The following is an 11,610-nucleotide window of genomic DNA, read 5'->3' on the forward strand; positions in this document are numbered from 1 at the left end:
TTGTCAATTTCATTCATTCCTCAAAAGCCAGTAGAAGAGGTTGTTAATTTCATATGAACAGCATCAATACCCTCAATATTCTACATATTAAAAAGGGAGGACTAGGATAAATCAACTTTGACATTCTAAAAGTAGTAGGCTAACAATCACATCTCTACTATAAAAAAGAAACATTTGTTCAAACTAGATTATTAAAAAGGAAATCTCATCTTATTAACATCAAAGTGATACTTACATTACAATAATTTTTTTGTAATGCAGGAGGAATGATGATAGCAATTACAACCTCACATAAAATTAACAACTGTTCAATTTTATTATTTCAGTTAAGATAACTCCTTGTTTAACGAAGAAAAAGTGAAGGTAATTCAAGTGACTAAAACCAATATGTTAAGTATCTATAGACATATTGTTAACTTATTTATGATTTGGTAGAAACAATTGTGCGCCCATAAGGGCCTTGTAAACTCTGATTTAGTAAATCAGCGGGTGAAGTGAAACAAGATAACAACCCGACACCGGTAGCCTTATCCGTAATCGAAAGTGAGCGGGGAGTGTAGCATGGCTGCAACGGGATAAGTCACTCTAATGTCATGAGTGCGACTGAATTTCTAGGTGTACCGTGGTAAACAAGGTTGAATGCTAAACTGCGTGAAGGATAAATCAAGGGGTCTTATCGACGACCATATCGAAATAGACATTGAAACGATATGTCTCTAGTTCAGCTCATCTATTTTTTGTGGAGAGAGGTGTGTTTCACACTAGAGAACCAACTAAAGTACATTAGTAAAGATTGAAAGTCCCAACCGACATTACTACAAACTATTTACAAGGTACTAAATGGGGATTACCTAAGTGGAAGCGCCATTTATGGCTATAGAGGATGATTTCAAGGTAAAAACCAAGAAATGTGGCTCTTGAATATTCCATATGGTAACGGAGCCTTCGTAGTAGTCAGAGATAGGGAAAGCCTATCACACTAACGTATGACAAATTACGTTAGGTCATGGTTGTGAAATCAGGATGGCGAAGGAAGGTAGTCAATTAGTTCATGATGATAATAAACAGGAAGGAAGCGAGATGCTGATGAGAAATCCAGTTTATGTATTGAACACCTTGTCGAAGAATACTATTAAAGAAAACTATAAGTTCAAAAGATTATATAGAAATCTTTATAATCCAGAATTCTACTATAAAGGTTATCAAGAAATATATGCCAATCCAGGTAATATGACCAGAGGAACCATAAATAAAACTGTTGATGGCTTCTCAAAAAATAGAGTATCTAAAATCATCAACAACATTAAAAATGGTAACTATAAACCTACTCCTGTTAAGCGAGTATATATTGATAAAAAAGGGAGTAAGAAAAAACGTCCTCTTGGGGTACCGACATTTGACGATAAACTTGTCCAATTAGTAATAAAGTATATCTTAGAAGCAATTTATGAACCAAACTTCTCTGAGAACTCACATGGATTCAGGAAAAATAGGGGTTGTCATACAGCTTTGAAACAAATTAAAAAGAGTGGTAATGGAACTAAATGGTTTATTGAAGGTGATATTCAAGGTTTCTTTGACAATATCGACCACCATATCCTAATTAACCTACTAAGAAAACGTATCAATGACGAAACACTCATCGGATTAATATGGAAGTTCCTAAGAGCTGGGTACATGGAGGATTGGCAATTCCACAAAACATTCAGTGGAACACCACAAGGAGGGATTCTCAGTCCTCTTCTTGCCAACATATATCTAAACGAACTAGATATATACATGGAAAAATACGCTGAAAAGTTCGGAAAAGGTCAACCAAAAGACAGAGAAGTTGATAAAAGATATCAATACTTACACCTCAAAATAAAAAGAGGGCGTAAGAAAGCAGACTTACTAAGAGAACAAGGTAAACACAATGAAGCTCAGGAATTAATCGAGCAAGTCAACGAATGGGTTAAGGAAAGGGGACAACGTCCCTACTACAATCCAATGTCGGATAAATTTAAGTCACTAAAATATGTTAGATATGCTGATGACTTTATTGTAATGATAATCGGCAGTAAAGATGATGCCAAAGCCATTAAATCTGATATAGCTCAATTTCTCAATGAAGAATTAAAATTAACTTTATCAGAAGAAAAAACACTTATCACCCACTCTAGCAAGAAAGCAACATTTCTTGGGTACAACGTCAATATCACTAGAAACGAGTTATTTACCAAATACTCGGTGAAAGGTGCAAAAAGAAGACATCACAATCTAAAAGTAAGACTTGAAATCCCCCATGAAACATGGCGAAATAAATTACTTGCCCTGAATGTTTTAGAAATGAAGTATGTGAATGGGAAAGAAACTTGGAAACCAAAGCATAGACCGGAAATGGCACACCTAGATGATTTGGAAATACTACATAATTATGTATTACAGATCAGAGGGATGTACAACTACTACAAATATGCAGTTAATTCAACGGTACTCCAAAAATTCAGTTACGTTCTAGAATACAGCATGTATAAAACATTCGCCAATAAATATAAAAGCTCAATCGGAAAAATTAAGGGGAAATATTGCAAAAACGGTGTATTCATAGTCAATTACAAAGATAAAAAAGGCAAACAACACTCTCATTCTTTCTACAGGGAAGGATTTAGAACCTTGTTAGCCTCAAGAGTTCATATGTCAACAACTAGTCTTATGGATAGGTTGTCAGCCAACAAATGTGAACATTGTGGTAAAACCGATTCTAACTTAGTAATGCACCATGTCCGAAAAATGAAAGATGTTGAGAAAGGCAAAGCCAAATGGCAAAAATTAATGATTGCCCGTAGACGCAAAACATTAGCCGTATGTGAGGATTGCCATAATGAAATTCACTATGATATGAGAGTAGAACTTATAGCGAAAAACAGAAAAAAATAACTTTGACAAGCAATTGATGGAGAGCCGTATACTCTGAGAGGAGTACGTACGGTTCGGTGAGGGGTTTTGAGAAACCTATCATAGCAATATGACAAGGCGCTCGCTTCCTACTCTACAATATTATTTGTCTAAGTGAATTTATGATTCTATACAAGAAAAAACATAAAAGAAAAAGTTGGAATTTTACATTGAGCAAATAGCAGAAGTTGAAAAGAGCGTTTCATCACAAATAAAAAGTTGAATTTCGAATTAAGGATAGAAAAAATTACTCTTTATTATCAATAAACCTTTTTATAAATCTTGAATAATTTTAATCAATTAAAATAGTAGATTGGCTATCTAATAAATGTTAGGACGTCATAACATTATTTTATAAATAGAATTTCATTATAACTATTGTTAGGTATCTAGTAGTAGCTCGTCCTAACAAAACAAACGATTTAATAAAGCCTTATAAATCAATAATTTATAAGAGATTTATAAGAGTAGTTTTCATCTCAACTTCAACGTACAAAATGAAGTACCTCTAAAAATTAAAATGTCTTATTTATTTTTTCGGGTTTTACAACCACCACATCAATGTAATAGTATATTAAAAATAATAAGTATTTAATTTAGTTTAATTCAATATAAGAGGTGTATGCATTGTCCGAAAAAGTGTATAAATATAGAAGATCAGGTACCCAAAAACATTTTCACTTAAAAGAAGCTGACATATTTGTCTTTACAGTTTTATATTACAAAAGAGCACTTACAACAAGGCAAATCACGCAGTTATATAGTGCATTTGAGGGAAGAGACTGTTCTGAAGCTAGCATATTTACAAAGCTTGACCGTTACTCACAATATGGAGCTATGCTAACTAAAAGAATAGATAAAAGGGCTGATAGTATTACGAAACGCGCTTTATTTTCCTTAAAAGAAAAGACAATTGAATTCTTATTGGAAATAGGAAGAATTCCAAAAAAAAGTTCAAAAAGACGGTACTCAAGAACAACTTCTCTTCACACTATGTGTTCACGTGAAGTCATGATCCGTACTCTTTTAGCGACTACAAAGAAGACACAAACCAATGAAGTATTATATGAATTGGATATTCGTTCTTTTTACCAGAAAAAAAATATAAAAATTGAGGACAACCAATTGGCCTTGATTCCTGATGAACATATTTCATACCAAGATAAAAATATCCATATTGAGATGGACATGTGCAAAGAGACAAATTCTACCTTAGTTGAAAAAGTAGAGAAGTACATAGAATATGCAAAAAAAACAAATGAGGATGTAACGGTTGTCTTTGTTATGTACGACAAATCAATGTTCCTTGCTGAAGATGCAGAACCGCCATACATACGTATGAAAAATCTATTATTTTCTATGCGGAAGCATCATGAATTATTAATGAATATACCAAATCTAAATGTACACATTTGCTCATTGAAAGATGCTGGGGATGTTATTTCAGATATCATTCTAGGAACAGATGATAATCAAAACTGGGAACAAGATATTCTTTTTCCTTTATCTCAACGTACAGTAGGAGATGTCAATTGGCGTTACACTTTTGTCGAAAAAATTCAAACGTTTAAAGAATCAATAGATGGTGGCCTTCGACGCACATACAAGAGAGATAAAGCTTCTATTCAAGATTTCTTTTTTATTTTTGGAAATGAAAATGATTACCGAATGATTGCAAGATTAGATGATGTCGTGTTTTCAAGAAGGAATGGAGATGAAGGCATTCCGCTTGTAGTTATCTATCCTAAACGTGAAAATCCTAGAGATATTCTACTGATGGACACTTATGATAATGTACTACTTCTATCCATTCAAAATACAAATATAGCAACCGATGAACAGATCATGGTACATGCTGCAAATAACGTTAATCCGAAAAGACGTAAACTTGTAGAATTATATTAATCGTTTATTTTTTATATAATTTTATATAACTTTATTGATTTTTATTATTTAAGGTGATAGAATAACGTTTGAACTAAACACTCAAAACTACAATCAAATCAGAACATATGAAATTAAGGCAAGCGACACACGCTGTTTTTACAGTGGGTGTCGCTTGCCTTTTTTTGTATGGAGAAAGGTGGAAGTGGAAAATGACAATGAACTTACAATTTGCAACTACTACTGGGGGAGTGCTCTCAGCAAGAGAAGCATTTAAAACTCCAGAACTAGTCCTTAAACATATTACAGAAGGGGGAGCTAAATTTTGCGTTTCCCTACAAGATATCAAAATTCCAGGGAAACCTAATTATTATTGGTACGATGTAATAATTGAAACTGCGACGAATAACAAACTAGAGATAAATATTGCAGTACTTTCTCAAGTATAAATGCTAACTTAAATATGTACATTAACGCTTGAATAAATATGTACATTTTCAATTGGATTCTCCATACTGACTCTGAGGTGGTTAGTATGTATATTAAGCTAGATATTCAAACAGAATTTGAGGTTAAAAGTCTTTCAGACTTACCAAATTTTAAAAAACTAATGGGGAACTTAAAAATGAAGATAAATAAAAGTCAATTAGCCAGAGAATTGAATGTGGATCGGCGTACCATAGATAAGTATTTGAATGGTTTTACACCAAAAGGGACAAAAAATAAAACATCGAAAATCGATACATATTATGAAGTGATTGCAGCTCTTTTATCTAGTGATTCTAAACAAATCTTCTACTACAAACGAGTGTTATGGCAGTATCTAACAGACAATCACGGTTTAAAATGTTCACAGTCTGCATTTCGTGCTTATATTAATAGAAAGCCTGAATTTAGAACATATTTTGATGAGGGGAAGCGTATTTTATCAGGTCATTCAGTGGGTGTCCGTTATGAGACACCTCCAGGAGAACAAGCTCAATTAGATTGGAAAGAAAGCATACGATTTGAAACCAAAAGTGGCGAAATCGTATATGTGAATGTAGCTGTACTTTTATTGTCCTACTCGAGATTTAAAGTTTTTCATTTGAATATTTCAAAATCACAAAGTGTTTTAATGTCATTTATGACAGAGGCATTTGAAATGTTTGGTGGTGTACCGAAGGTAATTGTCACGGATAATATGAAGACGGTAATGGATGAAGCTCGAACAGAACACTTTACAGGAACGATTAACAATAAGTTTGCCCAATTCGCTCAAGATTTTGGATTTAAGGTACAACCTTGTATCGCAGGGCGACCAAATACCAAAGGGAAAGTAGAAGCGCCAATGAAACTTCTAGACGAAATTCATGCTTATCAAGGAAGATTCACTTTTGAAGAATTACATGAATTTGTGCAAAAATTATGTGCAAGAATTAATCAAACATTTCATCAAGGGACTGGTAAGATTCCAGTGTTTGCCCTAAAACAGGAAAAGAATCTCCTACAACCACTCCCGAAGAGCGCGATAAGAGATTCCTATATGATTAAGCATAAACTTGTAAAAGTTAATACATCAGGCATGATATCTTACAAATCGAATCAATACTCAGTTCCAGCTGAATATCAAGGTAAAACCGTCGGTTTACAAGTATATGATAATCAAATATATGTTTATCATAACATGAAGTTAATTGTACAACATAAAATCAGCCAATCTAAGCTCAATTATAAAGAAGAACATTATAAAAAAGCATTGGCTAAGTCACTACCTAAATATCCGAACATTGACAATTTGGCGAAACAAAATTTATCAGTAATTGGTGAGGTATATAGAAATGAAGAATAGCTATCAACAATTAACAACAAACCTAGAGTATTTAAAATTAAAACAAATGGCACAACATTTAGGTGACGTAGTCGATTTTAGCATTAATAATGAATTATCCTTCGTAGAGACACTTGTTAAACTGACAAACTATGAGATTGATGTACGAGAACAAAATATGATTCATTCTATGGTGAAAATGGGCGCATTTCCTCATAGAAAGGAGGTTGATGAGTTTGATTTCGAATTCCAGCCGAGTATTAATAAACAACAAATCTTAGATTTTATTTCTCTACGTTTCTTAGAGCAACAAGAAAACATAGTATTTTTAGGACCTAGTGGTGTTGGTAAGACCCATTTGGCCACGTCTATTGGTATAGCAGCAGCTAAAAAGCGAACAAGTACTTATTTTATTAAATGTCATGATTTACTTCAAAATTTAAAACGTGCCAAGATTGAGAATCGCCTAGAATCTCGTTTAAAGCACTATACAAAATACAAATTACTTATTATTGATGAAATTGGGTACTTGCCTATTGATCCGGAGGATGCAAAATTATTCTTTCAATTAATCGATATGCGTTATGAAAAGCGTAGTACCATCCTAACGACCAATATCAACTTCAAGTCTTGGGACGAAGTATTCCAGGACCCTAAACTCGCCAATGCCATACTAGATCGTGTCTTACATCATGCCACGGTGGTCAGTATTGTAGGACAATCCTATCGAATTAAAGATCATTTTAGCAAAGAAAATGATTGATTTTGTACATGCTTAAACAAGCGAAAATGTACATGTTTATCTTGACATTTACACTCAAGAAGAATATAACCAATTGTGTGAAGGAGATAGTATTGACTTATATTTAAAACAAACTGAAGATGCAGCGAAGTTCTTTCTAAAAAAATCAAAGGAACAATTCAGGCCAGAACTTCATAATCGTTTTACATTACACCATAAAGCCCAACTATGTCTGTAAAAAGTAGGTGAACCTTTATGGAGACATCTAAGCAAAGATTACCATTATACACTACAATCGCCTTAATTAGCGGATTTATCCTTTCATTTGGATTTGGTGTGGCAAACTACATACAGTTACTCTACTATGCATTTGAACCACCGTCTTATCCTATAGAAATTACATATGTACCACTATTTTTAATGTTCTTCTCTTTGCTATTAGGAGAATTTAGTTTTAGGTTCTACAGCCGTATCCCAGCTTTGCAATTTCAAAATGGCAAGTTATTAATTTTAATTGCTTCTCATATTGCAGTAGATATTCAGTTTTTATGGTTTGCAACTACTCCTATCCATGCAAAAGTTATTCCTTATCTTATGAATAAAGCAAAGCATGTTAATTTTGGTGAATATCAAGCAATGGGGGATGTATTAACAGGAAATTTCCATACACTCACCATGATATTTGTATTCTTACCGACCGTATTTATGATTTTGTTTACTCTTTGGTATAGTGGCCATATTGTCCGTTACAGAGAAGAAATCTTAAAGTGGGTACAAAAATACGAATATAAAAATCATAAGTTGCAAAAGTGGTTTAATAGCCAAGAGAAACAAATATATCCTGATGTTGAGATAGGGCCTCATATTAAGCACAAAGAAATGATTCGAATCAAAGGGAAAGATAGAACCCTAAATGGAATTATTATTGGTCCTATTGGTTCTGGTAAGACATCTAGTTTAATTATTCCAATGATTAATCAAGATTTACACTGGATGGTACGTTTTATAAATAAGTTTGAAAATACGTATAAAAAGAATAATTATGATACCGAAGAAGTAAAAGGAACATTTTTAAATGGGATAACTGTTATTGAACCGAGTAATGATTTATGTCAAAAGGTATTTAAGTTAGTACAAGCACACAAAATTCCTGAAAGTTCAATTTATTATATTGATCCCACAAACCCTGATACCAAAAACATTAATATTTTACGTGGACCAGTTGATAAAGTAGCCGAGGTTTTTGCAATGGTTATCCAGGGTTTGTCGGAATCAAATAATGCATTCTTTGAACAAGCACAACGAAACCACCTTAAGCAACATATTTATTTATTAAAACTACATAACCCACAAAAAGATGTGACCTTTGATGACTTAATAGATATGTACGTGCGCCCATAAGGGTAGATTTAGAATTGATTAAATAGCACTAATCTAGGTTAGCTCACGAAAGACCTATTACCAATCACCTCACCTAGAAGGGAAACCTAAAGGGGAAAACAGCATGGTGATAAAGTCATAAGTTGGTCAACTACTAAGATCACGACTGAATGGCAAGGTAAAACTCATAAATAAGGATGAAGGCTACACTGCTTGAATGATAGACCAAGGGTGGTCAGCAATACGAGTAATGAAAGGTAGTTAATACATTACTAGGGAACAAGGTTATAAAGAGGATAGTTTAGGTCGTACATATAAGCTATCAGTGAGCCTCTCCCTCCCAGCCACAGTAAGTGGAAAAGGTCGAACGTCACATCCGACATTATGAAAGCTATTCTTTATCTATCTAAATGGGGATTGCCTAAGTTGGGATGCCACCGGCATACATGCGAATTTGGCTATGAAGAATGACACCAAGTTACTAACAAGGTGTGTGACTTCTGAATACCCAATAAGGCAACGGAGCCTTCATAGTAGTCCGAGCTAGGGAAAGCCTAGTACATGGCGAAGGAAGGCAACTTATCCGGTCTAAAACAAAATTGGAAGGTGTGTGAGACACAATGAGAAATCCAAAAGCAGTATTAGACAATCTGAATAAAAAAACAATTAACCCAGCTTATAAATTTGAACGTCTGTATCGAAATCTATATAACCAGGAGTTCTACTTTGCAGCATATCAAAAAATATATGCAAAAGAAGGGAACATGACTAGAGGAACAGATGGGCATACCATTGATGGTATGAGTTTGGAACGTATCGATATAATTATTGAAAGAATTAAAAATCAAAGTTATCAACCAGCTCCATCTCGCAGAGTATATATCAGTAAGGGGCAAAATAGGGGGAAGAGGCCTTTAGGGATACCCTCTATAGATGATAAATTAGTTCAAGAAATCGTAAGAAACATCCTAGAAGCTGTTTTCGAACCGACCTTTTCTAACAATTCTCATGGATTTAGACGTAATCGCAGTTGTCATACAGCACTAACACAAGCAACTAAAATCTTCAAAGGAGTTAAGTGGTGGGTAGAAGGTGATATCAAAGGCTTCTTTGATAATATTGACCATCATATTTTGATCAAACTGCTAAAAAGAAAAATTAAAGATGAAAAATTCATTAATTTAATCTGGAAATTTCTTAGAGCGGGGTATTTAGAGGATTGGAAATTCAATAATACTTATAGTGGCACTCCACAAGGAGGAATAATTAGCCCAATTCTATCAAATATTTATCTAAATGAACTTGATAAGTATATCGAAGAGTATAAAACACTATTTGATAAAGGCACACGCCGACAAAACAACATAGTATATACCCAAAAATATAAGAGACTTTGGTATTTAAAAAAGAAATTCGCAGATAGAAAAGCACTGGCTCCACACAATGAATTAACTGAGATTACAAGTGAAGTGAAAAGGCTTCAAAAAGATATACGTACAATGAGTTCAGTAGAATTAATGGATTCTAGCTTTAAGAGAATTCAATATGTACGATATGCCGATGATTTCCTAATAGGGATAATCGGTTCAAAACAGGCTGCAGAAGAAGTAAAGAAAGACCTTACGGCTTTTCTAAAGAATAAACTAAATCTTGAACTATCATCAGAGAAAACACTCATTACACACGGTAAAATGAAAGCGAGATTCCTTGGATACGATGTAACTATAAGTAACCTTCAAGCTGTATACAAAGGCTCAAACAGTAGAATAGCCAAAAGGTATGCATCAAACAAGTGCGAAATTTACATGCCTAAGGAAAAATGGATTGGAAAACTTAAGGAGCTCAAAGTTCTTAAAATCGAAAAAGATAGTAGCTGGAAGTCTATTCATAGGGCCGAATTAATAAACTCCGACAATTTAGAAATTCTAAGTATATACAATAGTGAAATTAGAGGTTTATATAATTACTATAAACTAGCAAAAAATGTACACAGCCTACAGAAGTTTCGCTACATTATGAAATTCAGCATGGTAAAAACTTTTGCAAGCAAATACAAACTATCAGTCAGCAAAATAATGAAAAAGTTTAATCATGAAGGCAATTTTAGAATTTCTTACACGACTAAAACTGGTCAGAAGCATAGATATTTCTATAATGAACCTTTGAAAAGGGTTTATGAAAATCCAACTACTAATAGAGAAATAGATATTGTTCCAAATACTATGATATATGCAGGACGCAATAGTCTAATCAAACGCCTTAAGGCTAGTAAATGTGAGTGGTGTCAAACTGAAAACACCGCTATCGAAATGCATCATGTTAAAAAACTCAAAGAACTAAAAGGAAAACAACTTTGGGAAAAAATCATGATAGCTCGCAACCGCAAGACACTAGCATTGTGTAAAAAGTGTCATGTTGACCTGCACGCTGGAAGATTAGATTGAAATTCAGAGGATAAGTGGAGAGCCGTATACATGGAAACATGTACGTACGGTTCGGAGGGGAGCGTTTGAAAACCTATCACAGTAATGTGAAAAGGCGTTGGGCGCTTACCCTACGACGATGTAGAACGTGTACACCGTATGCACAAACTATTAAAAGTACAGGTAGAAAAACTATATGATTTTGTTCAAAGTGGTGTTGCTTCACGTGACCAAAAAAACGAATATAAGATTATAAAAGGTATTGATGAATGGTTTGGTGCGACACGTTTCTCTATAAATAGTTTATAACTATGAAATGAGAAGACTATCTAGATTAACACAGATAGTAATAACTGATTTAACGAGTGAGTGGAATGAAAGCCTTCATGTTGAGCTGAAACACTCCCAATAATACTCCTACATGCAGAGAAAGT

6 protein-coding genes and 2 pseudogenes are annotated in these 11,610 nt (G+C 33.8%); all 8 read left to right on the plus strand.

Features of this window, described 5'->3' with window-relative positions; translation table 11 throughout:
- Positions 1-1,086: 1,086 nt before the first annotated feature.
- Entirely contained in the window at positions 1,087-2,919 is a 1,833-nt protein-coding gene (locus tag QCI79_RS28035) for a reverse transcriptase domain-containing protein (protein ID WP_353842264.1), read from the plus strand.
- 645 nt (positions 2,920-3,564) lie between these two features.
- Positions 3,565-4,842 carry a replication-relaxation family protein gene (locus QCI79_RS28040; RefSeq protein WP_021728067.1) on the plus strand — a complete coding sequence of 426 codons (1,278 nt, stop codon included), beginning with the start codon at positions 3,565-3,567 and terminating at the stop codon, positions 4,840-4,842.
- A gap of 107 nt (positions 4,843-4,949) precedes the next feature.
- Positions 4,950-5,264, plus strand: a pseudogene (locus tag QCI79_RS28045) (hypothetical protein); the annotation flags it as partial.
- Between the two features lie 92 nt (positions 5,265-5,356).
- Positions 5,357-6,652: an IS21-like element IS232 family transposase gene (gene istA, locus QCI79_RS28050; protein WP_000275580.1), complete on the plus strand. Its 1,296-nt coding sequence runs from the start codon at positions 5,357-5,359 to the stop codon at positions 6,650-6,652.
- On the plus strand, positions 6,642-7,394 hold the full coding sequence (gene istB, locus QCI79_RS28055; RefSeq protein ID WP_000798699.1) for an IS21-like element IS232 family helper ATPase IstB: 753 nt from the start codon (positions 6,642-6,644) through the stop codon (positions 7,392-7,394). The genes istA and istB overlap by 11 nt, the downstream gene beginning before the upstream one ends.
- Positions 7,395-7,628: 234 nt before the next feature.
- The gene (locus tag QCI79_RS28060) at positions 7,629-8,774 is read left to right on the plus strand and encodes a type IV secretory system conjugative DNA transfer family protein (protein WP_042991647.1); all 1,146 of its coding nucleotides are present in this window, start codon (positions 7,629-7,631) and stop codon (positions 8,772-8,774) included.
- A 599-nt stretch (positions 8,775-9,373) separates the two neighbouring features.
- The gene (locus QCI79_RS28065) at positions 9,374-11,197 is read left to right on the plus strand and encodes a reverse transcriptase/maturase family protein (protein WP_209291793.1); all 1,824 of its coding nucleotides are present in this window, start codon (positions 9,374-9,376) and stop codon (positions 11,195-11,197) included.
- 111 nt (positions 11,198-11,308) lie between these two features.
- A pseudogene (locus tag QCI79_RS28070) lies at positions 11,309-11,461 on the plus strand (conjugal transfer protein TraG); the annotation flags it as partial.
- Positions 11,462-11,610: the final 149 nt, after the last annotated feature.

It is taken from the genome of Bacillus cereus group sp. MG1 (assembly GCF_040460035.1).
In the GTDB taxonomy this organism is placed as follows: Bacteria; Bacillota; Bacilli; order Bacillales; family Bacillaceae_G; genus Bacillus_A; species Bacillus_A cereus.